The sequence below is a fragment of the Campylobacter sp. LR264d genome (assembly GCF_008633895.1).
Lineage (GTDB): Bacteria > Campylobacterota > Campylobacteria > Campylobacterales > Campylobacteraceae > Campylobacter_D.
This window is the reverse complement of the sequence record NZ_VJNT01000012.1, coordinates 1-26,557: the sequence shown is the minus strand read 5'-3', so window position 1 is coordinate 26,557 and position 26,557 is coordinate 1. Positions and strand designations below refer to the sequence as shown.

General features: G+C 30.3%; 26 protein-coding genes and 2 pseudogenes. 11 read left to right on the top strand and 17 right to left on the bottom strand.

The genetic code is table 11. The features are described 5' to 3' along the window. Nucleotides 1-61: 61 nt before the first annotated feature. Nucleotides 62-658 carry a peroxiredoxin gene (locus FMM56_RS03155; RefSeq protein ID WP_150140015.1) on the bottom strand — a complete coding sequence of 199 codons (597 nt, stop codon included), beginning with the start codon at nt 656-658 and terminating at the stop codon, nt 62-64. Between the two features lie 229 nt (nt 659-887). Here FMM56_RS03155 and FMM56_RS03150 point away from each other — a divergent pair, with 229 nt between their 5' ends. From FMM56_RS03150 to FMM56_RS03125, 6 genes are all read left to right on the top strand, one after another. Next, nucleotides 888-1,172: a 4Fe-4S binding protein gene (locus FMM56_RS03150; protein ID WP_150140014.1), complete on the top strand. Its 285-nt coding sequence runs from the start codon at nt 888-890 to the stop codon at nt 1,170-1,172. 105 nt (nt 1,173-1,277) lie between these two features. After that, the gene (gene ndk, locus FMM56_RS03145; protein ID WP_150140013.1) at nt 1,278-1,691 is read left to right on the top strand and encodes a nucleoside-diphosphate kinase; all 414 of its coding nucleotides are present in this window, start codon (nt 1,278-1,280) and stop codon (nt 1,689-1,691) included. After that, on the top strand, nt 1,691-2,047 hold the full coding sequence (locus FMM56_RS03140) for a DUF177 domain-containing protein (protein WP_150140012.1): 357 nt from the start codon (nt 1,691-1,693) through the stop codon (nt 2,045-2,047). The genes ndk and FMM56_RS03140 overlap by 1 nt, the downstream gene beginning before the upstream one ends. Nucleotides 2,048-2,061: 14 nt before the next feature. Next, a complete protein-coding gene (gene rpmF, locus FMM56_RS03135) occupies nt 2,062-2,208 on the top strand; it encodes a 50S ribosomal protein L32 (RefSeq protein WP_150140011.1) in 147 nt (48 codons plus the stop codon). 5 nt (nt 2,209-2,213) lie between these two features. Beyond that, nucleotides 2,214-3,200, top strand: a complete 987-nt coding sequence (gene plsX, locus FMM56_RS03130) for a phosphate acyltransferase PlsX (protein WP_150206156.1) — start codon at nt 2,214-2,216, stop codon at nt 3,198-3,200. After that, nucleotides 3,175-4,170 (top strand): beta-ketoacyl-ACP synthase III, encoded by a 996-nt coding sequence (locus FMM56_RS03125; RefSeq protein WP_150140009.1) that lies wholly within the window; start codon nt 3,175-3,177, stop codon nt 4,168-4,170. The genes plsX and FMM56_RS03125 overlap by 26 nt, the downstream gene beginning before the upstream one ends. On the opposite strand, the gene FMM56_RS03120 is transcribed toward FMM56_RS03125, so the two are convergent. From FMM56_RS03120 to carB, 4 genes are read right to left on the bottom strand one after another with little or no spacing between them, the layout of a single operon-like run. Then, the gene (locus FMM56_RS03120; RefSeq protein ID WP_150151367.1) at nt 4,167-4,856 is read right to left on the bottom strand and encodes a R.Pab1 family restriction endonuclease; all 690 of its coding nucleotides are present in this window, start codon (nt 4,854-4,856) and stop codon (nt 4,167-4,169) included. The genes FMM56_RS03125 and FMM56_RS03120 overlap by 4 nt on opposite strands. Nucleotides 4,857-4,885: 29 nt before the next feature. Further along, nucleotides 4,886-5,971 carry an Eco57I restriction-modification methylase domain-containing protein gene (locus FMM56_RS03115; protein ID WP_190318963.1) on the bottom strand — a complete coding sequence of 362 codons (1,086 nt, stop codon included), beginning with the start codon at nt 5,969-5,971 and terminating at the stop codon, nt 4,886-4,888. After that, on the bottom strand, nt 5,968-6,903 hold the full coding sequence (locus FMM56_RS03110; RefSeq protein ID WP_223811462.1) for an HTH domain-containing protein: 936 nt from the start codon (nt 6,901-6,903) through the stop codon (nt 5,968-5,970). The genes FMM56_RS03115 and FMM56_RS03110 overlap by 4 nt, the downstream gene beginning before the upstream one ends. Continuing rightward, nucleotides 6,904-10,173: a carbamoyl-phosphate synthase large subunit gene (gene carB, locus FMM56_RS03105; RefSeq protein ID WP_150140007.1), complete on the bottom strand. Its 3,270-nt coding sequence runs from the start codon at nt 10,171-10,173 to the stop codon at nt 6,904-6,906. It abuts the gene before it with no gap. Nucleotides 10,174-10,327: 154 nt separating this feature from the next. On the opposite strand from carB, the gene FMM56_RS03100 reads away from it, so the two are divergent. Further along, a complete protein-coding gene (locus tag FMM56_RS03100; protein ID WP_150140006.1) occupies nt 10,328-13,150 on the top strand; it encodes an FAD-binding and (Fe-S)-binding domain-containing protein in 2,823 nt (940 codons plus the stop codon). Nucleotides 13,151-13,198: 48 nt separating this feature from the next. On the opposite strand, the gene FMM56_RS03095 is transcribed toward FMM56_RS03100, so the two are convergent. Further along, on the bottom strand, nt 13,199-14,545 hold the full coding sequence (locus tag FMM56_RS03095; RefSeq protein ID WP_150207762.1) for a major outer membrane protein: 1,347 nt from the start codon (nt 14,543-14,545) through the stop codon (nt 13,199-13,201). 207 nt (nt 14,546-14,752) lie between these two features. Between FMM56_RS03095 and gltS the strand changes: the two genes are divergently transcribed. Then, nucleotides 14,753-15,967: a sodium/glutamate symporter gene (gene gltS / locus FMM56_RS03090; RefSeq protein ID WP_150140004.1), complete on the top strand. Its 1,215-nt coding sequence runs from the start codon at nt 14,753-14,755 to the stop codon at nt 15,965-15,967. A 246-nt stretch (nt 15,968-16,213) separates the two neighbouring features. On the opposite strand, the gene FMM56_RS03085 is transcribed toward gltS, so the two are convergent. From FMM56_RS03085 to FMM56_RS03040, 10 genes and pseudogenes are all read right to left on the bottom strand, one after another. Beyond that, nucleotides 16,214-16,513 (bottom strand): hypothetical protein, encoded by a 300-nt coding sequence (locus tag FMM56_RS03085; RefSeq protein ID WP_150151373.1) that lies wholly within the window; start codon nt 16,511-16,513, stop codon nt 16,214-16,216. Between the two features lie 41 nt (nt 16,514-16,554). Then, on the bottom strand, nt 16,555-17,304 hold the full coding sequence (locus tag FMM56_RS03080) for a TIGR02757 family protein (protein ID WP_150140002.1): 750 nt from the start codon (nt 17,302-17,304) through the stop codon (nt 16,555-16,557). 1 nt (nt 17,305) lies between these two features. Continuing rightward, complete coding sequence (flgK, locus tag FMM56_RS03075) at nt 17,306-19,135, bottom strand: flagellar hook-associated protein FlgK (RefSeq protein WP_150151376.1); 1,830 nt, start codon at nt 19,133-19,135, stop codon at nt 17,306-17,308. 12 nt (nt 19,136-19,147) lie between these two features. Beyond that, a complete protein-coding gene (flgN, locus tag FMM56_RS03070; protein ID WP_150140000.1) occupies nt 19,148-19,582 on the bottom strand; it encodes a flagellar export chaperone FlgN in 435 nt (144 codons plus the stop codon). Nucleotides 19,583-19,632: 50 nt separating this feature from the next. Continuing rightward, nucleotides 19,633-19,830, bottom strand: a complete 198-nt coding sequence (locus FMM56_RS03065) for a flagellar biosynthesis anti-sigma factor FlgM (protein WP_150139999.1) — start codon at nt 19,828-19,830, stop codon at nt 19,633-19,635. Nucleotides 19,831-19,886: 56 nt separating this feature from the next. Beyond that, a pseudogene (locus FMM56_RS03060) lies at nt 19,887-20,111 on the bottom strand (rod-binding protein); the annotation flags it as partial. 94 nt (nt 20,112-20,205) lie between these two features. Then, nucleotides 20,206-21,252 (bottom strand): flagellar basal body P-ring protein FlgI, encoded by a 1,047-nt coding sequence (locus tag FMM56_RS03055; RefSeq protein WP_150139997.1) that lies wholly within the window; start codon nt 21,250-21,252, stop codon nt 20,206-20,208. Between the two features lie 54 nt (nt 21,253-21,306). Next, nucleotides 21,307-21,888, bottom strand: a complete 582-nt coding sequence (locus FMM56_RS03050) for an RsmD family RNA methyltransferase (protein ID WP_150139996.1) — start codon at nt 21,886-21,888, stop codon at nt 21,307-21,309. Then, nucleotides 21,881-22,264 carry an ornithine carbamoyltransferase gene (locus FMM56_RS03045; protein ID WP_150139995.1) on the bottom strand — a complete coding sequence of 128 codons (384 nt, stop codon included), beginning with the start codon at nt 22,262-22,264 and terminating at the stop codon, nt 21,881-21,883. Before FMM56_RS03045 ends, FMM56_RS03050 begins: the two co-directional genes overlap by 8 nt. After that, the gene (locus tag FMM56_RS03040) at nt 22,261-23,325 is read right to left on the bottom strand and encodes a DUF5644 domain-containing protein (protein ID WP_150139994.1); all 1,065 of its coding nucleotides are present in this window, start codon (nt 23,323-23,325) and stop codon (nt 22,261-22,263) included. Before FMM56_RS03040 ends, FMM56_RS03045 begins: the two co-directional genes overlap by 4 nt. Nucleotides 23,326-23,405: 80 nt before the next feature. Between FMM56_RS03040 and FMM56_RS03035 the strand changes: the two genes are divergently transcribed. Genes FMM56_RS03035 through FMM56_RS03025 form a run of 3 tightly spaced genes read left to right on the top strand, consistent with a single transcriptional unit; the run spans nt 23,406 to nt 26,411 of the window. Continuing rightward, nucleotides 23,406-24,227, top strand: coding sequence for a thiamine-phosphate kinase (locus FMM56_RS03035; RefSeq protein ID WP_150139993.1), 822 nt, complete (start codon nt 23,406-23,408; stop codon nt 24,225-24,227). Then, nucleotides 24,196-25,314 (top strand): tRNA pseudouridine(13) synthase TruD, encoded by a 1,119-nt coding sequence (gene truD, locus FMM56_RS03030; RefSeq protein WP_150139992.1) that lies wholly within the window; start codon nt 24,196-24,198, stop codon nt 25,312-25,314. The genes FMM56_RS03035 and truD overlap by 32 nt, the downstream gene beginning before the upstream one ends. After that, nucleotides 25,311-26,411, top strand: a complete 1,101-nt coding sequence (locus tag FMM56_RS03025; RefSeq protein WP_150207760.1) for a hypothetical protein — start codon at nt 25,311-25,313, stop codon at nt 26,409-26,411. The genes truD and FMM56_RS03025 overlap by 4 nt, the downstream gene beginning before the upstream one ends. A gap of 29 nt (nt 26,412-26,440) precedes the next feature. Here FMM56_RS03025 and FMM56_RS03020 read toward each other — a convergent pair. After that, nucleotides 26,441-26,557, bottom strand: a pseudogene (locus FMM56_RS03020) (methyl-accepting chemotaxis protein); the annotation flags it as partial.

Below are 26,557 nucleotides of genomic sequence, written 5' to 3'. Positions count from 1 at the left end.
TGAAATTTTATAAAAGAAATTTTAAAGAAGTGAAAAGTCCTTAAAAAAGGACTTTGTATTTTTATAGTTTACCTTCGTTTTTACCAAGATAATCAGCAACGCCTTTAGGATCAGCTTTCATACCCTCATCGCCTTTATGCCAACCAGCTGGACAAACTTCGCCATGTTCATTAGTGAAAAGCATAGTATCAACCATTCTAACCATTTCATCAATGTTTCTACCAAGTGGTAAATCATTAATAACAGCGTGGCGAATTGTACCATCTGCATCAATTAAGAAAGAACCGCGTAAAGCAACAGCTTCGCTAAAAAGCACGTCAAAATTTCTAGCGATTTGTTTTGTTAAATCAGCAACCAATGGAAATTGTACTTGACCGATACCACCTTGATTTACAGGAGTGTTTTTCCAAGCAAAATGTGAAAATTCGTTATCGCAAGAAACGCCGATTACTTCGATACCACGATTTTTAAACTCTTGATATCTTTTATCAAAAGCAATAATTTCAGAAGGGCATACAAAGGTAAAATCTTTTGGATAAAAGAATACCACGGCACCTTTTGGACCTATATTTTTATAAAGATTAAAATCTTCAACTATTTGATTGTTTCCTAATACCGCAGGGGCTGTAAAATCAACCGCTTTTTTTGTAACAACCATTTTTATTCTCCTAAATAATAAATTTTATTGACGGCAAAATTATATCCTTTAAAACTTTAAAAAAATTTAAATTCAGACAAATCAGACAAAAATTCACCAATTTTAAAAATTAATATATCTTATCAAAATACTATTTTTTTGATTATCAAAATTTAATAATTTTTGTATTTTTTAAGATTTCTTGTGTTAAAATGTAAATTCAAAACCAAAATTTAAAAAGGAGTCAAAAATGGCAGTAAAGATTACAGATATATGCATTGCATGTGGTTCTTGTATAGATGAATGCCCGGTGGGTGCAATAGTGGATGATGCAAATAATCCAGAAGGTGCTGATAGATATTATGTTTATGCAAATAAGTGCGTTGAATGTGTAGGACACAATGACCAGCCAGCCTGTGCAAGCGCCTGTCCAACCGAGGGTTGTATAGTATGGAGTAGCGTAGAAACTGGTCAACCAAGCCGTGAAAATATCGGTGCTGATTTAAGAAATTCAAATACTCCTGTATTTGCCTAAATTCAAAAAGCTAGTTTTAAACTAGCTTTTCTTTCTAAAATTTAACTTTATTTAATACAAAGTCAAGTATAATTTCAAGCTTAAATAAATAATAAGGAGCAAATAATGCAAAGAACCTTATCTATAATAAAACCTGATGCTGTAAAAAAGGGCGTTATAGGAAAAATTTTAGATCGCTTTGAAAGCAATGGATTAAGAATTGTTGCAATGAAAAAAATTCAACTTAACAAAGAAGATGCTAAAAATTTTTATGCAGTTCATAAAGAAAGACCATTTTATAATGATTTAGTGGAATTTATGACAAGTGGTCCTGTGGTAGTTTCTGTTTTAGAAGGTGAAAACGCAGTGCTTAAAAATAGGGATTTAATGGGTGCAACTAATCCAAAAGAAGCAAAGCCTGGGACAATTAGGGCTGATTTTGCAGAAAATATAGATGCAAACGCTGTACATGGCAGTGATAGCCTAGAAAATGCAAAAATTGAAATTAATTTCTTTTTTAAAGAAAATGAACTTAGTTAATGAAAATAGAATTTTCTAAAATCAATCAAACCCCATATCCTTTCACTTTAAATTTAGAAAATATGGTCTTTGATGGCAAAATTCAAAGGGTTAATCAAAATTTAGTTAAAATTAACTCTACCATGCAGGGCGTAGTTTATAGACCCTGTGATAGATGTGGCGAAGAAATAGAATTAGATATAGATGAAAATTTGGAACTCTTCGCAAGTGATGGAATTTTTAAAGATGATACACATACTCCAAGTGATGTAATGGAATTTTTTGATGGACAAATAAATCTTATAGAACTTGGAATAAGTGAGCTTGAAGCATATTTAAGCGATTATTTTTATTGTCAAAAATGTAATGAAACTTAAAAAAAGGAGATAAAATGGCAGTACCTAAAAGAAGGATGAGCAAGACTCACGTAGCAAAACGTAGAACTCATTATAAAGTAAGTCTTCCAACACCTGTAAAGGATAAGGATGGAAGTTACAAAATGTCTCATCGCGTTAATCCTGTAACTAAGGAATACTAAAATCTATGATAAACATTGCTATTGATGCAATGGGTGGAGATTTTGGAGAAAAACCCATAATAGATGGCTTAATACAGGCCTTACATACTAAGCCTTTTAATGCTATCCTAGTTGGGAAATCTGAAATCTTAAAGCCTTTAATTCCAAAGAATTTAGAAAAATACATTAGTTACGAAGAAGCTAGTGAAATTTTTTCTATGGAAGAAAACGCAACTGATGCCTTAAAACAAAAAGAAACCACTATTTATAAGGCTATTGAACTTGTTAAAGAAAATAAGGCACAAGCTGTAGTTTCAGCTGGTCATAGTGGGGCTACAATGTCCCTAGCTACTCTTAGGTTAGGTCGTATTAAAGGAGTGTTAAGACCTGCTATTGCTACGCTTATGCCAAACGAACAAGTTAAAACCTTACTTTTAGATGTAGGTGCAAATACTGATTGCAAGGCTGAAAATTTGTTTCAATTTGGCGTTATGGGTAATGTTTATGCAAAGCATATTATGAATTTATCAAAGCCTAGACTTGCCCTACTTTCTAATGGTGAAGAAGAATGCAAGGGTAATGAACTAACCAAAGAAAGCCACCAATTAATGAAAAAAATCCCTGAATTTATAGGTAACGCTGAAGGGCGTGATATTTTTAATGGAAGTATTGATGTCTTAGTTTGTGATGGATTTAGTGGTAATGTAATTTTAAAGTCCTGTGAGGGCGTAGCAACGGCGATTTTTCAAATTTTAAAAAGAGAAGTTAAACGTTCTTTTGGTGCAAAAATGGGTGCCTTACTAATGAAAAAATCCTTTAAAAAGCTTAAAAAACATATGGATTGGCAAGAATATGGTGGAGCACCCTTACTTGGTGTAAATGGTTGCGTTATTATAAGCCATGGAAAAAGCGATGCTAGGGCTATTAAAAACGCCATTTTTCAAGCCATTGATTTTTATAATTGCAAGATTAATGAAGTAATAGAAAATGAACTCAACAAATTTAAAAGCTAGTTTAAAAAGCATAGCCTCTTATGTCCCTGCAAAAATTTTAGATAATCATTATTTTGAACAAATTTTAGATACAAATGATGAATGGATAGTTAGACGTACTGGCATTAAACAAAGGCATATTGCAAGTGAACACGAATTAACAAGCGATTTAGGCACAAAGGCTGCCATTTTAGCACTAAAAAGGGCAGGTATGAAGGCTAGTGAGCTTGATGCAATAGTAGTTGCTACGCTTAGCCCTGATAATTTTACCATGCCTTCAACTGCTTGTAAAATCGCTGCAAATTTAGGACTTGAAAATATAACCGCCTTTGATATTTCGGCTGCTTGTTCTGGTTTTATTTATCTACTAGATGTGGCTAGGGCTTTAGTAGAAAGTGGGGTTAAGAAAAATGTCTTAATAGTAGGTGCTGAAAAGGCTAGTTCTATTATGGATTATACAGATAGAAGCATTTGTATACTTTTTGGAGACGGTGCAGGTGCTGGGATAATAAGCCTTGATACGCAAAATCCTATAATCGATGTACATACTTCAAGCAATGGTAATTATGGTGATTTACTCATCACAAGAAGGGCTCAATTTAGTGTTACAAAAGAAATGTTAGCTATGAAAATGAAAGGCAACGAGGTTTTTAAAATAGCCGTTCAAACTCTAAGTAGTGATGTGATAAATATCTTGCAAAAAAACAATATAAAAGCCGATGATATAGACCTTTTTATCCCTCACCAAGCGAATTTGCGTATAATTAAGGCTGTGCAAGAAAAGCTAAAATTAAGCGATGAAAAATGCGTTATTAGCGTTCATAAATACGGCAATACCTCTGCTGCTTCTATACCTATGGCTATGAATGATGCTTATGAAGAAGGTAGGCTTAAAAATGGGGATTTAATCTTGCTTGATGCCTTTGGTGGTGGCTTTACTTGGGGATGCGCTCTTTTAAAATTTGGTGGGAAAAATTTTAAAGATATTTAATTTTTAAGCATAAAGTTTAAAATTTGTAAAATATCATAGTTGTGATTTTTACTTAAAATTCCAAAAATTTTTAACATTTTCAAAAATATATCTATATTTTCTTTATTGATTTCTAAATATCCTTTTTCCTTACTTTGTATGCTTTTCTTTAAAAAAGATTCTTCTTTTTTATTTTTTAGCATAGAAAGTGGAAAGCAAAAATAAAGCATAGCTTGTATACCAACTGCCCTTTGTTTTTCTTTAATGATAATCTCACTTAAAAAATTCTTATCCTTATAAATAAACAAAGGATAAGAAATAAAAGATTGTAAAAACTGGGTATTAGCTATATTTTCAGGCTTAAAAATACTTCTGTTGATTTGTGCTTTATCTTCGATTAACTCGGTATTATTTTCTAAAAAAGATTTAATATTTTCTAAACTTTTTCTTTTAATAATATCATTTTTATAAAAATCAAAAATAATCTCACTAAGTTCATAAAGTCGTTTAGGTTTTTTATTTGCCCCATAAAAATGAAAATTATACTTAGTTGCAATTTTATCATAACCAATCTGCCATTCTATATAATGTCTTTCATTTACTATGGTCTTAAGTGGTGCGATACTTAATCCATAATCACTAAAGGTAAGTCTTTCTTTTATACGAATTTTGCCCGTAATTTGAGTTAATGGCAGTTCATAAATCATAATTTTTCCTTATTTTGCAAAAGCTTAATTTATAAATCATCAATCTTTACCTTATACCTTGCAAAAAGTTTTATAAAATAATCATCAATCACACCTTGATTAAAATCTTGCTTATAAAAGTATTTTTCAAACTCACCTGCGATTTTTAAAAAGCTAGCATTGTCTATAAAAATATCTAAATTTCCAAAATAATAAGGCAATTTACTAGCATATTGTTTGAAAAGATGCACGTAAACATAGTATTTTAAATTTTCCTTAAAAACCTTAATGGAATTTGAGCTTTGCTTTTGCAAAAAGCTTTTATTGCGTTTTAAGGCATTTATATCCCTTAGGGTATGAAAATACGCAACAGCCTTTCTTTTATCCTTTAAATTTGGATATTTGCAAATATAATTTGAAATAAAATCAAAATTTTTCAAGCTAAAACTTGTATTTTCCAAAGTCTTAAACTTATAATTTTGTATAAAATCATAGGTCATTCCTTGCTTATTTTTCTCATATAAGGCTATGATAATGGGAAAAAATGTGCTTGAATTTGGCGTAAAAAATTGCGATGAAATTACTACTTCGTCGATTAATTTATATTTTTTTCTAAAATCATTTAAGGCATTAAAATTTGTCTTTTTGATTAGATAAGAAAGAGGGTGCAAAACACAGACAAAATCAGCCTTTAATTTTGCATAAGAACGTAAAAAAGAAATTCCAAGGTCCCTATATTTTAAATCTTTATCGCAAATCATGATTTTATTTTTTAAATTTTGACGGGCTAAGGAAGTCGTGTCATTGTAAGGGGGATTGCCTATAATAATTAATCTTTGACTTTGTGAAATTTTAAACTTAGTCCTTGAAACATTTAGCAAGGAATTTGTATGAAAAATTTTAGCATTCTTAACCCTTGTCAAAGCCTTTTCATCGATATCTGTGCCTATATAAGTATAGTTTTTAATGAAAAAATCCCCATACCCACACGAAGAATCTAAAAAAATATACTCATCTAGCTTTAAATTCAGCCTTTCAATCAAATCATAAGCAATATTAACTAAATTTAAAGGCGTATAAAAGCTACCTAAATTTATACTTTCTTCTTTGTTTAAATGTTTTTGTATAGAGTTCAAATTTTATACTCGATATTATGTTCTTTACAATGCTTTATTAATTCTTCATCGCTTAAAATTTTATCGTATATGTCTGGTTTACTTGATTCATTTGTCTTATCAAGTATATTAACAACCTTTATTATAGCTTTCATAAAATCCTTAAAATTTGGATTTTGTTTAATCAACATATCGATTGTAGACAAATCAATTTCCTTATATTTAGCTTGTAATTTTACTTCTTTTTCTTTTAAGCAAATCACTCCTATACCAAAGCTTTCATTGAGTCTTCTTAACTCCTTAAAAATATCTTCTTCAATTTTTTCAAAAACTACCAAATAACCCTCATTTGCCCAACTTGAATTACTAATTGCTTGAAAATAATATTCTTTTAAATTTTGCGAGTTAATTCTTACCTTTAACTCAAAAGAATAAAAATTATGTTTTTTATAAAGCATATTACGCAAATTAAGAGTTAAATCATCATAATTATCATCAAATGAAAAATGCACACCAACGATATCAGGATAATCCCATTTGTTAAGACCTTTTAAACCCTTTATACTTTGTTCGTGATAAATAGTCTTACAATAAAGATTAAATTGCTTATTTTCTTTTAAAAATTTAACAAGCAATGGGTGCAAATCGCGTTCTATATAAGTACATTCTTTATTTTTATTTTCTTGTTTTAATGGGGTTTGTAAACTTTCTTTTAATTCGATTAAATAATATTTTCCTTTTGAAACTCTATAAAAAATTTCACCTTCTTTGCTCATAGTAGCCATACGAGAATCGATTGTTTGCCAAGGAGTTTCACCATGTTTTTCTTTCAAACCCCTTTCTTTCGCAATCTTCCAAATTTCCCTACCACCTAATGGCTTTTTCTCTTCTTTTAATATCTTTTGTGCTATTTCTTCATAAGTAAAATTTTGAGTTTCCATAATCTCTCCCATTTAATCATTTTTCAAATACTCTTGCAAACTTTTCACCTCTAAATAGGTTTTATTTTGCATAGTGCTTATGCTTTTTACACCTGCAAAGGCTGAGCTTAAATTTGTAAAATAAGGAATTTTAAATCTTATTATGTTTTCTCTTATCTTTTTCGTATCATCCTTAAAGCTATATTGGTCGCTTGTATTAATTACAAGGTCGATTTCACCATTTTTAAGCTTATCTTCAACATTTGGTCTTCCTTCTGAAATTTTATAAACTAACTCACATTCAAAGCCATTTTTTATAATTTCCTTACAAGTCCCACTTGTAGCCATAAGCTTAAAGCCGAGTTTTGAGTATTCTTGGGCTATTTTTTTAGCGTAATTTTTATCCTTTTGTTTTAAAGATATGAAAATTGTACCCTTTTTAGGCAAGTGATTAAAAGAAGAAATTTGACTCTTAGCAAAAGAGGTTGCAAAATCCTTACTAATCCCCATTACTTCGCCAGTTGAACGCATTTCAGGTCCTAATTCTAAATCACTTCCACTAAGCTTTGCAAAAGGAAAAACTGCTTCTTTAACGCTAATATGCTTTGATTTTTTAGGTCTTAATATGTTTTTACTATAATCAACCACCCCGAATTTATCATAAAATTTTAAGGCCTCTTCTAAATTTCCTTGCCACATAACGCGAGTTGCTACCTTAGCAAGTGGAATTCCTGTAGCCTTACTTACAAAAGGTACGGTCCTACTTGCACGAGGATTTACTTCTATCATAAAAAGTTCGTTATTATAAATTGCAAATTGTATATTTAATAAGCCTACAACGCCTAAATTCAAGGCTATATCAGCAGTTTTTTGAGTGATTAATTCTTGCATTTTTTCATCTATATCACAAGGTGGCAACGAACAAGCACTATCCCCACTATGAATTCCAGCCTCTTCAATGTGTTCCATAATCCCAGCCACATATACATTTTTTCCATCACTTATAGCATCAACATCAATCTCACTTGCATTTTCTAAAAACTCATCTATTAAAACAGGGCTTTTATCACTTACTTGTACTGCTTCTTGCATATAAAGTTTTAACTCATTTTCATCATTTACAACACGCATTGCCCTACCACCTAATACATAACTTGGACGAACTAAGACAGGATATTTTATTTGATTAGCCTTGATTAAGGCTTCTTCTATATTTGTAGCTGTAGAATTTTTAGGTTGTGAAATTTTAAGCCTTGTTATAAATTCTGAAAATTTCTTTCTATCTTCTGCTAAATCAATAACTCTAGCACTTGTACCTATAATCTTAGCCCCAAAGGCACTTAATCTTTTTGCAAATTTTAAAGGGGTTTGTCCTCCAAAATGCACTATAATGCCATCTGGTTTTTCATGTTCAATAACCGCTCTTAAATGCTCAAAATCAATAGGTTCAAAATATAAAATATCACTTGTATCATAATCGGTTGAAACGGTTTCAGGATTGCAATTATACATTATAGTCTTTACACCCATATCTTTTAAGGCAAAACTAGCATGCACGCAAGCATAATCAAATTCAATACCCTGCCCTATTCTATTTGGACCACCTCCTATAATCATAACCTTTTTTTCATTATTTTCACTTTTTTTATTAATAGGGGTTAATTCGCTTACATTCATACTTGAGTAAAGATAAGGAGTAAGGGCCTTAAATTCACCCGCACAAGTATCCACCTCGTTAAATTCGCAAATAATATTTAAATTTTTTCTAGCATAATAAATATCATTTTGACATAAATCTAAATTATCCTTTAAATTTATCTCATAGGCTATCATTTTATCAGAAAATCCAAAGGTTTTTGCCTGTCTTAAAAGTTCTTTATTATGCAAAATATCCATATCTATATTTTTTTCAAAATCAACAATTTCTTTTATTTGTTCTAGAAACCACTTATCAATCTTGCAAAACTCATAGAGTTCATCAACGCTAAAATTTTCTCTAAATGCTTGTGCTATGTATAATAATCTTTTTTCGTTAGGATTTCTTATATTATAAATTAATTCATTACTATCTTCATAAGCTATTCTATCAAAGCCACTTAAATTTCTTTCTAAAGAACAAAGTGCCTTTTGAATGCTTTCTTTAAAGGTCCTACCTATAGCCATTATCTCGCCAACGCTTTTCATAGCAGTACCAAGCGTAGTTATAGCCCCTGGAAATTTTTCAAAAGTAAAACGAGGAATTTTAGTTACTATATAATCAATTACAGGTTCAAAACTAGCAGGAGTACCTGTAATATCATTTTTAATCTCATCTAAACTAAATCCAACGGCTAAAAGGGTAGCAACCTTTGCTATAGGATAGCCTGTAGCCTTACTTGCAAGGGCTGAACTACGGCTTACGCGTGGATTCATTTCTATTACTATCATTCTGCCATTTTTTGGATTTATAGCAAATTGTACATTTGACCCACCAGTATCAACGCCTATTTCTCTTAAAATAGCAAAGGAAGCATCTCGCATGGCTTGATATTCTTTATCGGTTAGGGTTAATGCAGGGGCTATAGTTATAGAATCTCCTGTATGAACGCCCATAGGGTCAACATTTTCAATAGAACAAACTATAATACAATTATCAAGTCTATCTCTAATAACCTCCATTTCGTATTCTTTCCAGCCAAGTAAACTTTCTTCTATTAAAATTTCATGTATAGGGCTTAAATTTAAAGCAGAAGTGGCCAATTCTTTAAATTCATCCATATTATAAACAACCCCACTCCCTGCACCTCCAAGCGTATAAGAAGCCCTAATCATTAAAGGAAAACCTATTTCATTTGTAGCCCTTAGGGCTTCATCATAATTATAAGCATACATTGATTTTGGCAAATCCATACCTATTTTTTGCATACATTCTTTAAAAATCTGTCTATCCTCGCCCTTTTTAATGGCATCTGGCTTTGCCCCTAGAAATGTAACATCTTTTAAAAGATTACTTTCAAAGACCTCCATAGCCACATTTAAAGCTACTTGACCACCCATTGTTGGCAAAATCGCATCGACCTTTTCTTTTTCTATAATACTTAAAATACTTTCTTTAGTGATAGGTTCAATATAGGTTGCATCGGCAAATTCAGGGTCTGTCATAATGGTAGCTGGATTTGAATTTATTAAAACTACCCTATAGCCTAATTCTTTTAAGGTTTTTGCAGCTTGAGTACCACTATAATCAAATTCACACGCTTGACCTATAACTATAGGACCACTACCTATTAATAAAATAGTATTAATATCAGTTCGCTTTGGCATAGATTTTTCCTTTTTTTACTAGTCAAATGAAAGATTATACACAAAAGAAATTTTATTTTGAATTAAAAATTTAAGCTTTCAAAGAATTTTAAGAAATTTTCTTTAAATTTAAAGTATAATTGATTTTTAATCAAAATTAAATACAAGGAAAGCAATGTATAAGATTGAAAAAAATTATGCAAATTTTATTAAGGATGCAAAAAGGGTTTGTAAGGAAGTTTATGATAGCTATTTGCTAAGATATGCTTATGGCATAGAGGCAAGTTGTTATAATTATACCCCTCAAGTTGTGATAAATGCAAATAACGAAAAAGAAATTCAAAAGATTTTTAAACTAGCAAATAAGCATAAAACTAGCATTACTTTTAAAGCAGCTGGGACTAGTTTAAGTGGTCAGGCAAGTTGTGGTGGGGTTTTGGTTATTGCAAATTCGCATTTTAAGGATATAAAATTAAACGAAGATGCTAGTATTATAGATTGTGATTGTGGAGTTATAGGAGAAGAAGCTAATAATGCCTTAAAGGGCTTTGATAAAAAAATAGGACCTGACCCAGCTACCATTAGTTCGGCTTTAATAGGGGGAATTTTTAATAATAATTCTAGTGGAATGTGCTGTGGAGTAGAAGAAAATAGTTATCATACCGTTTCTTCAATACGCGTTATCTTACCTTGTGGTTCTATTTTAGATACTAGCGACGCCCTTAGCATAAGAAGATTTTTAAAAACTAGGGGTAGTTTAGTTGAAAGCATTTTAAAATTAAGAGAAGAACTTTTAGAAGATAAAGAACTTTGTGAACTAATAAGACATAAATTTAAGATAAAAAATACCACTGGTTATTCTATTAACGCCTTGCTTGACTTTGAAAATATAAAAGATATTTTAAACCATTTATTTATAGGCAGTGAAGGCACACTTGGCTTTGTTTCAAAGGTACGTTATAAAAGTGTTAAGGATTATAAATTTAAGGGCTGTGCCTTATTATTTTTTAAAAATTTAGATGAAACTTCAAAGGTGGTTGTAAAACTTGCAAGTTTAGGGCGAGATTTAGTAAATGCAGCTGAAATGATGGATTATGCTTGTTTAAATGCTGTTAAGGACTATGAGGGCGTTCCTAGCATTGTTAAAGAATGTCAAAAAGATTATACTTGTATCTTACTTCAAAGTGTAAGCGATAGCAAAGAAGGGCTTGATAAAAATTTACAAATCATAAAGGAAAATTTAAAAGAATATGATATGGCCTTTGAGCCCTTATTTTCAGTAGATGAAAAAGAACAAATAAATTGGTGGAAAATTAGAAAAGGCTTGCTACCTATTGTAGCTGGAGTTAGAAAAAAAGGAAGTAGCGTAATAACAGAGGATATTTGTTTTCATATTGAAGATTTTTGCGATGGGGCTGCCTTTATAAAAGAACTTTTTAAGGAATTTGGCTTTGATGATAATGGGGTTATATTTGGCCATGCTTTAAGTGGAAATTTGCATTTTATCATAACGCCAAATTTAAGCGATAAGACCCAGTATGAAAATTTTGCAAAACTTGTTGTAAAAATGAGTGAAAAAGTAAGCTTAATGAAAGGAAGTATAAAGGCTGAACACGGCACGGGCAAAATGGTAGCACCCTTTGTTGAGTTAGAATGGGGTAAAAAGGCTTATTTGTTAAATGTAAAGATAAAAGAACTTTTTGACCCAAACTATCTTTTAAATCCAGACGTAATAATTACTAAAAACAAGGATATTTACAAGCAAAATTTAAAAGATATGGTAGAAATTGAAAATTTACCAAACATTAAAGAGATGATAAATAAATGTATAGAATGTGGTTTTTGTGAAAAGCATTGTCCAAGCCGTGAAATTACCCTAACCCCAAGGCAAAGAATTAGCGTTTTAAGAGAGGTTGCAAGGCTTAATAATAAAAGCTTGCACAAAGAAGCTAACAAGCTTTTAAAAGAATATGAGTACTTTGGCGTTAATACCTGTGCTATCTGTTCTAGGTGTTTAGAACTTTGTCCTTTAAATATTGACACGGCACAAATTGCCCTTGATTTAAGAAAAAGCTTAAATAAAGACCTTGAAAAAAATGCTATTAAACTTTATGAAAATTTAGATAAAAAATTAATCTTAGCTAAAAAGGGGCTTAAAATTTATCATCAAACAAGTAAAATTTTTAATCCAAAATTTATTTCAAGTTTAAGTTTAAGGGTGAAAAAATTAAATTCAAAAATACCTTTTATTCCTGTTAAAATGCCTTTGGCTAATAATTATGAGCTAAAAAGTAGCTTTGAATTTGAAGAAAAGATTATTTATTTTAGTGCTTGTACAAATAGGCTTTTTAAACCGAATTTAGAATTTAATAAAAACAAAAGCTTACAAGAAGTTTTTGAAAATTTGTGCAAAAAAGCAAAAATTTCTGTGCTTTACCCGCCAAATTTACCTAAGCTTTGCTGTGGAAAAATGTTTAGTAATTTTGATAACTTGCAAGAAAGCAATATCAATAGACTTAAAAATATGCTTGAAAGTCTAAGTGAAAATGGCAAATTTAGCATAGTTTTGGACCATTCAAGCTGTTATTATGAATTGCTTAAAAAATTTGAGGGTTCAAATTTAAAGGTACTTGACATTAGCGAATTTTTATTTCAAATATCTTCTAAATTAAAAATTCAAAAAACAGATAAAAAAATTCTAGTTCACAAACTTTGCTTACTTAAAAAGGCAAAAAAAGATGAATTTATAGAAAAACTTGCAAGAATGTGTAGCGATGAAGTAGAGCTAATAAAAAGCTTTGAGTGCTGTGGTTTTGCCGGAGATAAGGGCTTTTTTGTACCTGAGCTTAATCAAAGTTCGACTAAGTATTTAAAGGATGAAAGTTTGGATTTTGATTTAGGTGTAAGTTCAAGTGCTACCTGTGAGATAGGCTTAAATTCATATTCTAAGATAGAATTTGTAAATATCGCTTTTTTGCTTGATAGTCTTAGTGAGTAATTTAACCTAGTTAAACTAGGTTAAATTTGGAGAATTCTTTTTATTTTCTTAGAATTGATACAAGGCCTCAAGGCGAACTGTATTTTTTTCACCCTCTAAGTCATTGTTGCCATCTACACTCATATAAGAATAAAATGCAGAAAAGTTAAGTTTTGGAGAGTATTGATATTCAAGTCTTGCAACAGCTTCCATTTTTTCACCACCTGGTGTGTAAGTTCTTGCATATCCCTTTGTTTTAGTACCACCATAGATAAAGTCAACACCTACGCGAAAAGTCTCTTGAAAAGTATAACCAGCAGTTACATAACCAAAGATATTTTGACCGATATCACCAGTTAGGTTAGAACCATCTGTATAGAAAATTTCTTCACCTGCTAAAAGGTGTACTATATTACCATTATCTTCAAGTGTGTTTATGGTTAATTTGCCCTTATTACCATAGAAAACCCCACCTAAACTTGCATCAAAGCCATTATATTCAATAGCACCTTGCAAGGCAAAGAAGTTACCATCATCAACAGCAGACGCACTACCTACGCCTCCCATTGGGTTACCATTAGCATTAAAACTCATTTCTTCTAAATCACCTTGTATAGCATTTCCTAAGTATGCAAATTCAAGGACATAATCCAAGCTTTCTCCAAAGGTAGTAGCATAAGCTATATCAAGTGCGTAGAAAAATGCTGTATCATTAAGATAAGCTAACCAAAGTTGAGGGCTTATTTCAAATCCCCAAAGCTCCCAAGAACCGATAGCTGCTACACCATAAAGGTTATTACTGTATGGATTAAAGCTAAAATCATCATACACACCTGAACTAAGGATAACATCGCCCTCATCACCTGTATAACCAACATTAAAACCATCAAAGGCATAGGCTGCAAAGGTCCAACCCTCAACACTTTGATTTAAAATTTTAACACCAGTTCCTATAAGTCCTTCTTCGCCATTATCAGACCAGATAGAATTTACTGCTTGCTTACCAAATAATACACTAGCTTGTGCTTCTTCGCTTTCATAAGTTAGATAAAATTGTCTAACAGTAAAAGGTGTAGTAGTATTTGAGTTACTCACCTTAGTAACACTACCATCTGTAAAACCATAGTCATCTTCTGGTTCGTAAGCTAATTGAATAAAAGCTTTGAAATTATCCGCAATGGCAGCATTAAAATTAATTTGTGCCAACCAGCCATGGTCTTGCCTACCACCTACATTTGATCTTGAATCATTAAAGCCATGAGTTTTTACACTATCAACAGCACCACTATCATAGCGATATCTTAAAACTCCACTAAGATCTACATCTTTTATAGCTTCTTCTAAAGAAATCGCACTAACGCTAGAAAAAACACCAGCGGTTAAAGTCGCAACTAAACTAAGCCTAGTTATTTTCATAATTACTCCTTAATATAAAAATTAACATTGTAAGTTTAACATAAAAAAAAGATTTTTTTACTTAAATTTTTAATAAATGATAAATATTTTTAAAATATAAAAAATAAAACATGCAAAAAAGTTACACAAAAATATAAATTTTCATATAGCTAACTCATTTTTTAGTTCAAATTTTATACAATTTATAAATTTTCAAAAAGGAGATAAATGCAAGTTTTAGAATTTAACTTTTATGCTACCCTAGTTTGTATGGTCTTAGTTTTATTACTTGGTCGTATAATCATAAAAAAGGTAAAATTTCTACAAGATTATAATATACCAGAGCCTGTAGTTGGTGGCATTATCGCAGCCCTTGCGATTTTAATAATCTATCAAAGCTTAAAGATAGAATTTAAATTTGATGGTTCTTTAAAAGATCCTTTATTGCTAGCCTTTTTTACCTCCATAGGTTTAAGTGCTGATTTTGCATCTTTAAAAAAGGGTGGAAAAATGTTGGCTATATTTTTAGTAATAGTTTGTGGACTTTTAGCCTTGCAAAATATAGTAGGGGTTAGCCTTGCTTATGTTATGGGAGTTGAGCCATTAATAGGCTTACTTGGAGGTTCTATAACCATGAGTGGAGGTCATGGAACAGGTGCTGCTTGGTCTGAAATTTTTAAAAGCGAACCTTATAGTTTTGGTGCAGCCACAGAAGTAGCTGTAACTTGTGCTACCTTTGGTTTAGTATGTGGTGGGATAATAGGTGGGCCAGTTGCTAGGTATTTAATAAAAAAGCATAATTTAAAATTACCTAAAAAAGAAGAAGATATTAAAGATATTCATATCTTTGAAACCCCACAAAAAGAAAGGCTTATAACCCCGACTAGCTTTATAGAATCCCTTGCCTTAATCGCCATTTCCTTGCTTATAGGAACACTTATAAGTGCTTACGCAAAGACAGCTTGGCCACTTTTTAACCTGCCAACCTTTGTATATTGTCTTTTTATAGGGGTAGTATTAAGAAATGCCTTATCTATTTTAAGAATTCACCAAGTCTTTGATAGAGAAGTTTCAGTACTTGGAAATGTAAGCTTATCGCTATTTTTAGCCTTTGCTATGATGAGTATAAATCTTTGGGAATTAGTAGCCCTTGCCGTGCCTATACTTATGATTTTAACCGCACAAGTTATTTTAATGATATTTTATGCTATCTTTATAACATTTAGATTTTGTGGAAAAGATTACGATGCTGCTGTACTATCTGCTGGACATTGTGGATTTGGACTTGGGGCAACCCCTACTGCTATGGTAAATATGCAAACGGTCACTCAACACTACGGGCAAAGCCATGTCGCCTTTATAGTGGTGCCACTTGTTGGGGCATTTTTTATAGATTTAATTAATGCTGTTGTGATTCAAGGAAGTTTATTTGCCTTATTTTAAGAATTTAAGGTAAAGTTTTTTACCTTAAATTTTAATTATTTACTAAAATAATCTGCACAAGTTTTATCTTTTGGCAAATATATTGTTGCAATCTTCATATAATATTGTCTAATATTAGATTTTTTAACATAATATAATCTCATTGTAACTTGAGAACTAGGAAGAAAAAATGTATTAATATCATTTTTTATTTTATCAATACATTGTTTTTGCGATTTTATGTGAACGCCTTTTTGATAAATTGATTTATATTTTTTGTTGAGCGAGTTTTTCTGCGTATTCATAACTTATAAGGTAATAATTATCAGAAGAATATTCTTTATAAAATAATTTATATGCTTCTTCTACATAACCTTGAGGCTTAAACAAATCTTCTTCTGTTAACTCATTTGATGAAAATAAATTAGCAAAGCCATCATAAATAGAAACACTAGAATCAACAATTTTATTAGTAGGATTGCTTAACTTTGTTGAAGTATTTTCCACATAGGCACAAGCACTTAAAAATAAGGATAAACTTAAAATCAAAAAATTTAAAATTTTCATAGCTATCCTTTAAAAATAAGGATAATTTTTTTTGATTTTGCTTAAATTAATAAATTATCCCCACTTTGTCCTAACCTATAAAGGGCAAAATCATATTTTATAGGGTCGTTTTTGTCAAATTCTTTAAGCTTATTAGTAAGTTCTAAAACGGCCTTAAAATCATAGCTTTTTCTTTGCAAAAGCTTATTTTTTAAAGCTACCTTGTGAGTATGTGTATCAAGAGGTATTAAAAGGTCCTTTGTGCTAAATTTATCAGCCCAAATTCCTATATCTAGTTCATCCTTGCGAACTAACCATCTTAAAAAAAGATTATATCTTTTAAGCGTAGAGGTTGGCTCATTTTCAAAGACCTTTGAGAAAAAAAACGAAAAGCCCTGACTCTTATAAGAATTTAAAGCATAAATTTTTCTTATAAATTCCCTAAAAGCAACTTGTACCTTAAATTCTTTTTTATAATGTTCAAAGAAAAATTCCTTTAAATTATATTCTTGCTTAAATCTTCTTAAACTAATGAAAATTTCTTGTATATCAACTTCGTTTTGAAAGCGATATTTTAAATTTTTAATATCTTTTTTAATGATCTTTTCACTTTCATTTAACAAAGAAAAATCAAGCTTTTTTAAGAATTTTAAAATTTGATTAGCATTGCCATAAGCAAAAAGGGCACAAAGTAAAATAGCACATTCATCCTTATTATTTTTAGCAATCTGCAAGGGATCACTTGCCGTAAAAAGCCCTAAATTTGTATTATGTTTTAGGGCTAAATTATCAAGCCTAGCTTTTAGAGACAATTTATTTAAGTCCTAACAGGGTATCTAACATTTCATCAACGGTTGTAATAATCTTTGAAGCTGCTGCATAAGAGGATTGATATTGTATTAAAGCAGTTAACTCTTCGCTTGTATTAACACCTGTTATTGATAGATACTCGCTATAAACTGAGTTATAAAGCGTAGTATAGGTTTCATTTAATATATCATTATTTTCCCCATCGCTTGCAATTTGTCCTGTAAGCTTTCTATAATATTCTTCAGTGGTTAAATAATCAATAGTCCCATCTTCATTATAAAAATTTATCTTAGTATATTGAAGCTGGATAATAGCATTTGCCATATCATTACCACTATCAACCCCATTTACACTTGCCCTAATAGTACTTGGGTCGCTTAGAAGTGAGCTTTTAACGCTAATTGTACTAGCATCTGTTCCACTAAAAAAACCACCTATACTAAATGCCCCACTAAAATTCGTACCATTATCTTCAATTGCCACCTTAAAGCCATTCTTAGCAACCATTTGAAAAAATCCACTATCTGTTTTATAATCATAACTAAAAGCAACAGATTGTAAGTAATCATCCGCGTCGTTTAATGAATTATTATCGCCATTATCATCAGTATTTGAAGTAATTTGTGAGACAATATCTTCCATAGTAGTTTTTAAGGTAACTGTTATCGTTTTTCTAACTTGTTCGTTACCTGCCTCGTCATAAATTACTATATCAAAGGTCCCTGCTTGTATGGTCTTATCATAATTCATTAAGGTAGTATCACTCTTTAAACCTGTCATATAATCAGAAGCCATTGTGTGTTGGGCTGATGAGGCATAGATATTATTTGTTTCATTTATAAGGGTTTTAGCAAAGGTATCAAGAGCATCTAAATAACCTTGAATAATACCATCATCATATTTTTCCCTTGTAGAACTATAACTTCTACCTCTTAAATCAAGTTGTGCACCAAGCTGTCCACCTGAAATTTTTTCTGTTAAATCACGTACCTTTTCATCCCTTGTTTGATAATAAATGCTATATGAACCTGTAATATCATTATATTCAAGGGTTAAAGGGTGATAATTAACCCCATCTACTATAGAATAACCACAAATACTAAGATTATATTGCTGACCAGGTTCTGTTATAGTATAATCTTGCGAACTATCCCTTGAAATTTCAGTTTTGCTAGCCACTGCATCAACAAGCTTTGAAAGTTGGAGTTCTAGTTGGTCCCTTTGGTCTCTTAACTCGTTTGCATGGTCTGTTGGGAGCACTTCTGAGCTATAAATTTGCTTGTTTATAGCTGCTATTTGTTCGGCTATTGAATTTATCTCTTCAACCGTTGATTTAATCTCATCATCAACTCTAGTTTGTATAGCTTTCATATCATTATAAGCTTGATTAATGCTTTCAGTTAAGGTTTGGGCTGCATTTGCTAGTGCTACCTTTGTGGCATCTTCATTAGGATTAGAAGCAAAGTCATTCCACGCTGTGTAATAATTTTCTAAATTATTTAAAATACCAGTAGTTTCTAAGTCCGGGAAACGTTCTGCTATCTCGTGTAAAACAGTGGCCATATACTCAGTATATTCAAGCTGGGTAGTAGCATCTTTAAGCTTAGTATATGAAAGTTCATCGTGTATTCTAATTATACTTTCAGCAGTGGTACCCGTTCCAACTTGCACGCCTCCACTAGTGGTATAATAGCCACTCGTAGTTTGCACAACTCTTTGTCTTGTGTAAAATTCAGTATTTGCATTTGTGATATTATTACCAACCGTAGCTATTTGAAGTTCATTAACCTTTAAACCACTTACACCTGTATATAATGTTGCAAAAATACCCATTTTATCTCCTTTTTACACATTTAATTTAAATAACGATTCAGGTTGTGCCTTCTTATCACCATAAGCATTATTTGTTCCATCATTTATATTAAACATTTTATTGACAAGTCCATCTATAAAATCTTTAACTATTAACATAAATTTTGCATATTCTTTATTTCTTTCATGTAGCATTTTTAAATTCTTTTTTAAAATATCTAATTTTTGCTTATCCTCGCTATCAAGCATACTTGCTAAGCCCTTATCTGTGCTACTATTAAGCTGAACAAGGGCTGCATCAAGTCTTCTTTTAGCTAGTACAAATTCTTCTATAAGCTTATTTTTCTTTTCTACGCTTTCTTTAACGCTAGAATGATTTGCTACTTTTATATTTTCTATATCTTCGTTTGTGATATCAATGAGTTTTTCGAGAATTTCATTTACCTCGTCTAAGTATTGTTTAATCATCTTATCTCCTTTCTTTACTTTTATTCATACTCAAAAAAAGGAGATAAGCTTTATATTAAAGAATCAGCCATGGCATTTGCAGTAGCATTCATATCGAGTTGATAGCTACCACTTTTTACCTGTTCTTTGATTCTTGCAAGTTTATCATTCTCACTTCTTTGAGTCTGATTTGTTTTTAAATCTTTATCGGTCTTTGTTGTATTCAAAGTAGAACCCGCAACAAAGCCTTGTTTAACAGGATTTATCATTATGCCTCCTTGCTTTAAAAATTTCTAAAAGCTAAATCGGCATTAAGGATAAAAATTTAACCCCTTTCCTTTAAAAAATTAAATAACATATTAGAAAATCCCATTCCACCACTTAAAGCCCTGCTCATTGTATCATTATACATAGAAGAATAAATTTCATCACTTGCATCTTTTCCAAAAAGAGAGTTTTCTTGATTTATAGAAATATCTAAAATTGTCTTTATTAAAAAAGATTCAAAGGCATCGGTTTGTTCTTTTAAGGCCTCATCTTCTTTACTTTCAATCTTAACCTCACTTGTCATAGAATTTGTAGCTATATTTGAAAAGCCTATTCCATTTAATATATAATTATTCAAAGAAGTATCAATCTTCATTTTAAATTACCTCCAAATCAGCACTAAAAGCACCTACCCTTTTTAAATTTTCCATAATAGAAATAATATCATTAGGACTTGCCCCAAGTTTATTAAGCATTCTTGCTATATTTGCAACCGTGGTTTTTTCATTCATTATACGCAAGGTATTTGACGCTGGGTCAATCGCCCCTCCATCTTTCATATCAATTTCATTAGTACTAATACCTGCTTGATTATTTGCTTCAACCTTGATAGTAATGTCCTTATGAGTAATTAAAACAGGTTCAACCTCTACGTCAACTCCTGCTATAACAGTGCCTGTTTTTTCGTCAATTATTACCTTTCTAACAGGCTTGTAAGCTACGTCTTGTTCTAAAATCATTGCCATAAATTCCACAGAAGACATTTCATCAGGCTTATTTAATTTAATAGTCCTTGAGTCAACTGCCACAGCAACACCATCATCAAAGATAGTATTTATAATCCTTTCAATATCATGTGCTGTTTTAAAATCTGCATTTTTTAAACTTAGGGTTAAATCATTGCTAGTACTAAAATTTTGATTAATTTCTCTTTCAACATTTGCCCCGTTTATAACAGAGGCTGCATTTGGGTGAGAACCAGCCCCACCAGGTCTTGCACTAAGTCCACCTATTGAAAGGGCTCCTTGGGCTATAGCATAAATTTCACCATCAATTCCTCTTAAAGCAGTTAATAATAAAGTACCACCTTGTAAAGACTTTGCATCACCCATAGATGAAACGGTTACATCAAGCTTATCCCCACTTTTAGCAAAGGCTGGAATTCTAGCAGTTACCATAACCGCAGCTGTATTTTTTGATTTAATATCATTTGGGTCAACCTTTATATTCATACCTTGTAAAAGGTTAGATACAGATTGTAAGGTAAATCTATTACTAGTACCATCGCCACTACCATTAAGACCAACCACTAAACCATAACCTATAAGTTGATTATCCCTAACGCCAACGGTATTTACTATTTCTTTAATCTGCGTTGCAAAAACGCTTACACTAAAAAATAAAATTGTTAATAAAATTCTCATCTTAGTTCCTTAAATAACTAGCTTTTATGCTTTTAAAGCAAAAATAATGCCAACTTATATTTTTTCGTAAAAACTAAGAGTAGTATTTCCAAATTTTTTAATTTTATTTTTGTGAAATTCTTTTATATTTAAACAAATTTCAATCTTTGAACTATGTTCAAAAATGATATTTTTAACCCTTGTTAAGTCAATTTTTTCTAAAAAAGCACAAAGTTTTTCATAAATTTTTTCAAAACCATATCTTATATGAAAGGGTGGGTCAAAATATAAGATTATATCCTTATCTTGCCTTTTTAAAAGCGTATCTAAAAGCTCAAAACAATCCCCTTGCAAAACCTCTAAATTTGAATTTAAAGACAGGGCATTTTTATAAGCTATCTTATAAGCATCCTTATCAAGTTCTATAACATAAGCTTTTAAGGCATTATTGCTAAGTGCTAGGGCTGCCATAACCCCACTTCCTCCAAAGCATTCGATAAACACTTTATCTTCTAAATTATATCTTAACACATTAAAAACACAGTTTTTAACTATACTTTTAGTGCTTCTAGTACTTGTCAAACTTGGCAATAAAAGCTTTTTACCCTTAAATTTGCCACTTTCTATAATGGTATAAATTTTTTCATTTCTAGACATTCATTAAGGCTTTTACAAGTTTATCTTTTAAATCAGCTATAGCTAAGTCAATTTTATGTTGATAGTCTTCCTTAAAAGCAGTAGTTATCGCATCAATCTTTGATTCTAAAATTTGCCTTTGTTCATCTGCTAATTTTTGAGCGTTAAGCTTTAAAGCAGTGTCAAATTCTTGTAAATTTGCAATTAAAATTTCCTTGCTAAATGGTACAGATAAAAAAGGAGAATTGTTAGATATGATAAATAAGGGCTTAGGGCTTGTTATTTTTTCATCACAAATTATAAAATCACAATCCTTTTTCATAACTAAATGTTCTTTTAAAAATAATTCCAAGGCCCTAGCTATTAATATATCTTTGCATTCTAAGGAAATTCTCATATTAAGCTTACCTTTAAATTATGATTTTTAAGACTTGAGGATACTTCTCCACCTATTAAACTAATAAACTCAGCCCTAGTTAAGACATAAAAATCATCAAAATCCCTACCACTTTCATTCATTAATTTTTTAGCACAAGTATCAAAAAGGTAAAAATCATTATTTTTAGCTACCACTAAAAAATCACTTCCACTATCATAAGCATCTAAAATAATGTTTGCAGCTATTTTATAAGCTAAATTTTCATTTAAATTTAAAAGTGTATAAGGACTAGACTTGCTTTTAAAATCATAATCAACAAAATTAGCCTTAATCTTAGCCCTTAAATTCTCGCAAGGATTAAAACCATAACAAGCTATATTAAAGTCTTTAAAATCGTATTTTATACTACTTAAATGATTCTTTTTTATCTCATCATCTTTTAAATTTGCTTTAAGTAATTTTTTATCAAAAAGCCCTTCTCTTAAAATCTCATTTTGTAGGTTACTTATAATCTTTTCTAAATTCTCATTTTTAGTGCTTAAATGATAAAAAATTCCTCTTTCTTTATCTGCTATAAGGCTTAAAAATTTTCTTTTTTTAAGTGGATATTTTTGTATCATTTCATTAACAAAATAAAAAAATGAATCGCCTAAATATTCTGGCAAGTACTCTAAAATTTCACTAGTATAATATAAATAATCAAGTCCTTCATAAAGCTTTTTATCTTCTTTGCTTACAAGTTCTTCTATGAGCTTAAATTTATCTAAAAAATCACTTTTATCAATGATTAAATCATAAACTGCCCTTTTTGTGCTAAGTGGTTGAATAATTAATTCAAAACCACAAAGCTGCAAAATTTCGCTTAAAGGGGTGCTTAGCGAAAATGCTTGTTTGTTAACCAAAACAAAAGAAGACTCATTTTTATCAAAACTAAAATAAATATCATCATCTTGAATTTGTAAAAGCAAGTCATAAAGCATAGCAAAATTTTCATAATTTTTATACACATAAGGCTTATAATAGGCTTCATAATCCTTATCTTTGTCAAATCTAAATATTCTTAATTCTAATTCTTTCATAATTTTTCCTTTGTTTAATTATATAAAAAATTCTTAAAAATTTACTAGCTTTTAAAAAGAAATTTTATAAAATTTTGCCTATGGATAAGGAAGAATTTATTATAAAAGCATTTTTAAATGATATTAATGGCGATGATGGGGCCGTGCTTGATAAATGGTGTTTTAGCAAGGATTTATTTTTTGAAAATGTACACTTTAAAAGAGAATGGCTAAGCCTAAAACAAATAGCCTATAAGGCAATGTTAGTTAATATCTCTGATGCAATTGTTATGAATGCAAAACCACAATTTGTTCTTTTAGGACTTGGGCTACCTAAAACTTTAAGCAAAAATGAAATTTTATCCTTGCAAAAGGGCTTTTTAGAATGTGCTAAAAAATTTAATATTAAAATCATAGGTGGAGATACAATTGAAAATGATAAAATAGCAATTTCTATAAGCTTGATTTCTAAAATCAATAAAAAAGCTGTTTTTAGAAAGGGCTTAAAAAAAGACCATTTATTAGCCTATACAGGAAAACTTGGGACTTCTTTAAAGGGGCTTGAACTTTTGCAAAATGGAAAGAAACTGCCTTTTAATCACACCTTTATAAGACCTAAATTAAAACCTAAATTTTTTTATGATATAGCTAAATTTGTATCTTGTGCTATGGATATTTCAGATGGACTAAGTAAGGATTTATCGCGTTTATTAGCCCTTAATAAGCTTGGAGTAAAATTCTTTAAAGAACTTGATTTTTATACGCTTTATAGTGGGGAAGAATATGAAATTTTGTTTGCCTTTGATAAAAGATATGAAAATATAATTAAAAAAATTGCTAAAAAACATAAAACAAAGATTAATATTTTTGGAAAAGCAATAAAAGGAAGTTATGAATTTATCGGACGAGAACACCATTTTTAAGCCTCTTTTTGCTTTAAAACATAGTAAGATTGATGCTTATTTTAGTAAAAATAGTAAGGATTTTGTGGTTAGAGAGGTGCCGTTATATGAATTTAGTGGCAGTGGCGAGCATTTAATCTTACAAATTTGCAAAAAGGATTTAAGCACAAATGAGGCCTTGCAAATTTTAAGTGAAATTAGTGGAGTTAAGATAAAAGATTTTGGCTATGCAGGACTTAAAGATAAGCAAGGACTTACTTATCAATACCTTTCTATGCCTAAAAAAATGCAACATACAATAGAAAATTTTTCACACGAAAAACTAAAAATAATAAATTTATTTACTCATAATAATAAATTAAAAATAGGACATTTAAAGGGAAATTCCTTTTTTATAAGGCTTAAAAAGGTAAGTAAGATTGATGCTTTAAAATTAGAAGAAGCCTTTAAGATGCTTGATAAAGAAGGCTTTGCAAATTATTTTGGCTATCAAAGATTTGGCAAATTTAAGGATAATTTTCAAAGTGGACTTGAAATTTTGCAGGGTAAAAAAATGAAAAATAAACGTATGCAAAATTTTTTAATCTCAGCCTTTCAAAGCGAACTTTTTAATAGATATCTTAGTAAAAGAGTACAGCTTTCTCATTTTATGTGTGATTTTTCAATCAAAGAACTTGCACAAATTTATAAAATAGACAAGGATGAGTTAAGGTGCATTAAAGAACAAAAACAATTTTTTAAATTATTAAAAACAGAAGTGTTAAGCCATTATCCCTTTGGAAAATGCTTTATTTGTGAGAATTTAAACGAAGAAGTACAAAGATTTATTAATAAGCAAATTAGCCCGACAGGTGCTTTATTTGGTGAAAAAATGTTTGAATGTGAAAACGGCTTTGCAAAGGATATAGAAGAAGAAATTTTTAATCCTTATTTGCAATTTAAATCACAAATGCAAGGGTCGCGTAGATATTTGTGGAGCTTTATGCAAAATACTAAATTTACCTATGATGAAGAAAAGGCACATTTTTGCATGGAATTTTTTCTACAAAAAGGCTCTTATGCTACACAAATTTTAAGTGAGCTTTTACATGATGAGGAATATTTATGAGATTAGCACTTTGTCTTTTTGGGCATTTAAGAACCTATAAGCAAACTTATCAATCGCTATTTAAAAATATAGTTAAGACAAATTTAAATGATAATTGGGAGATTGATATTTTTTTGCATAGCTGGGATGAGTTTGAAAAATCGGGCTTTGCTTGGTATAATGGAGAAGAAATTTTTAAAGGCTTAAATGGCAAGGTTTTAAGCAATGAAGATAAAGAAGAACTTTGTAAAATTTATAATCCAAAATCCTATTTAATCGAACATTTAAACGAAGATAAGGGCATGTTTTTAAGCATTAAAAAGGTACAAATTCTAGCCCTTGAATATGCAAAAGAAAAATTGATAAATTACGATTATACCCTATTAACTCGCCCTGATATTTATTTTGATACACCTTTAAGATTAAATACCTATATAAAATTTTATGAAAACAAAGCCATAAGAAATCATCCTTTGCCTCAAAAGCATATCTTTGTAGCAAATAATTATTTTCACAGAATGCCAGTAAGTGACCCAAGGTGTTTTTGTGAGGGTGATTTATTGTGGTTTGGTTCTTTTAATCCTTTGTTTGTGCCTTATTCTCAAATGCATAAAATTCCAGTTATAGGCATAGATTATAAATTTAATAGGGATTTTTTCTTGCAAAGAAGTGAATTTAGACTTGGTTGGTTAAGTAGTGAAAGGGCTATGTTAAAATTAGCAAATGATGAAAATGCAAGGCTTAAAGCCTTATTAGCTGGTGAGAATTCAAATTTCGTACTTATTAAAAATGATGACATTAACAAAACAAAAAATCATCTTGCTTATAAGCTAGGAAGTGTAATACTTGAGTATAAAAAGGGTTTAATTAGTATGTTAAAAATGTTTTTTGTACTAAGCTATATTAAGCAAAAACACGATAAAGAACAAATTTTATCACAAAAAAGATTAGAAAATAGTCCAAATTTAGCCCTAGCTTTTAATGATAAAAAAACAAATGAATTAGCTAAAAATGACATAAGATATAAAATAGGAACTGCCTTTATTAAGGCGTATAAAAGCCCATTTAAACTAGGCTTGTTTAGATTTTTTATAAAAGATTTAAAAAAAATAGAGTAAAAAGGGAACTTAAAAAAGCCCCCTTTTATTTAAAATTTCTTTGTGTGAACGTCATCTAAGATATTTTTAGCTATATTATTTACAGAATTTGAAATAATAGAAGATTCATTAGCTATTTTTACATTGTCTTTTGTGCTTTCATCGAT

Excerpts from the sequence above, each read along its gene's own strand:
- ndk (WP_150140013.1), top strand. The coding sequence starts at position 1,278 with ATGCAAAGAACCTTATCTATAATAAAACCTGATGCTGTAAAAAAGGGC.
- truD (WP_150139992.1), top strand. The coding sequence starts at position 24,196 with ATGAATTTATCGGACGAGAACACCATTTTTAAGCCTCTTTTTGCTTTA.
- flgN (WP_150140000.1), bottom strand. The coding sequence starts at position 19,582 with ATGATTAAACAATACTTAGACGAGGTAAATGAAATTCTCGAAAAACTC.
- flgK (WP_150151376.1), bottom strand. The coding sequence starts at position 19,135 with ATGGGTATTTTTGCAACATTATATACAGGTGTAAGTGGTTTAAAGGTT.
- FMM56_RS03120 (WP_150151367.1), bottom strand. The coding sequence starts at position 4,856 with ATGATTTATGAACTGCCATTAACTCAAATTACGGGCAAAATTCGTATA.
- FMM56_RS03110 (WP_223811462.1), bottom strand. The coding sequence starts at position 6,903 with ATGGGAGAGATTATGGAAACTCAAAATTTTACTTATGAAGAAATAGCA.
- FMM56_RS03095 (WP_150207762.1), bottom strand. The coding sequence starts at position 14,545 with ATGAAAATAACTAGGCTTAGTTTAGTTGCGACTTTAACCGCTGGTGTT.
- plsX (WP_150206156.1), top strand. The coding sequence starts at position 2,214 with ATGATAAACATTGCTATTGATGCAATGGGTGGAGATTTTGGAGAAAAA.
- FMM56_RS03045 (WP_150139995.1), bottom strand. The coding sequence starts at position 22,264 with ATGAGAATTTCCTTAGAATGCAAAGATATATTAATAGCTAGGGCCTTG.
- FMM56_RS03100 (WP_150140006.1), top strand. The coding sequence starts at position 10,328 with ATGTATAAGATTGAAAAAAATTATGCAAATTTTATTAAGGATGCAAAA.
- gltS (WP_150140004.1), top strand. The coding sequence starts at position 14,753 with ATGCAAGTTTTAGAATTTAACTTTTATGCTACCCTAGTTTGTATGGTC.
- FMM56_RS03150 (WP_150140014.1), top strand. The coding sequence starts at position 888 with ATGGCAGTAAAGATTACAGATATATGCATTGCATGTGGTTCTTGTATA.
- FMM56_RS03055 (WP_150139997.1), bottom strand. The coding sequence starts at position 21,252 with ATGAGAATTTTATTAACAATTTTATTTTTTAGTGTAAGCGTTTTTGCA.
- FMM56_RS03025 (WP_150207760.1), top strand. The coding sequence starts at position 25,311 with ATGAGATTAGCACTTTGTCTTTTTGGGCATTTAAGAACCTATAAGCAA.
- FMM56_RS03040 (WP_150139994.1), bottom strand. The coding sequence starts at position 23,325 with ATGAAAGAATTAGAATTAAGAATATTTAGATTTGACAAAGATAAGGAT.
- carB (WP_150140007.1), bottom strand. The coding sequence starts at position 10,173 with ATGCCAAAGCGAACTGATATTAATACTATTTTATTAATAGGTAGTGGT.
- FMM56_RS03085 (WP_150151373.1), bottom strand. The coding sequence starts at position 16,513 with ATGAAAATTTTAAATTTTTTGATTTTAAGTTTATCCTTATTTTTAAGT.
- FMM56_RS03035 (WP_150139993.1), top strand. The coding sequence starts at position 23,406 with ATGGATAAGGAAGAATTTATTATAAAAGCATTTTTAAATGATATTAAT.
- rpmF (WP_150140011.1), top strand. The coding sequence starts at position 2,062 with ATGGCAGTACCTAAAAGAAGGATGAGCAAGACTCACGTAGCAAAACGT.
- FMM56_RS03050 (WP_150139996.1), bottom strand. The coding sequence starts at position 21,888 with ATGTCTAGAAATGAAAAAATTTATACCATTATAGAAAGTGGCAAATTT.
- FMM56_RS03125 (WP_150140009.1), top strand. The coding sequence starts at position 3,175 with ATGAACTCAACAAATTTAAAAGCTAGTTTAAAAAGCATAGCCTCTTAT.
- FMM56_RS03065 (WP_150139999.1), bottom strand. The coding sequence starts at position 19,830 with ATGATAAATCCTGTTAAACAAGGCTTTGTTGCGGGTTCTACTTTGAAT.
- FMM56_RS03155 (WP_150140015.1), bottom strand. The coding sequence starts at position 658 with ATGGTTGTTACAAAAAAAGCGGTTGATTTTACAGCCCCTGCGGTATTA.
- FMM56_RS03140 (WP_150140012.1), top strand. The coding sequence starts at position 1,691 with ATGAAAATAGAATTTTCTAAAATCAATCAAACCCCATATCCTTTCACT.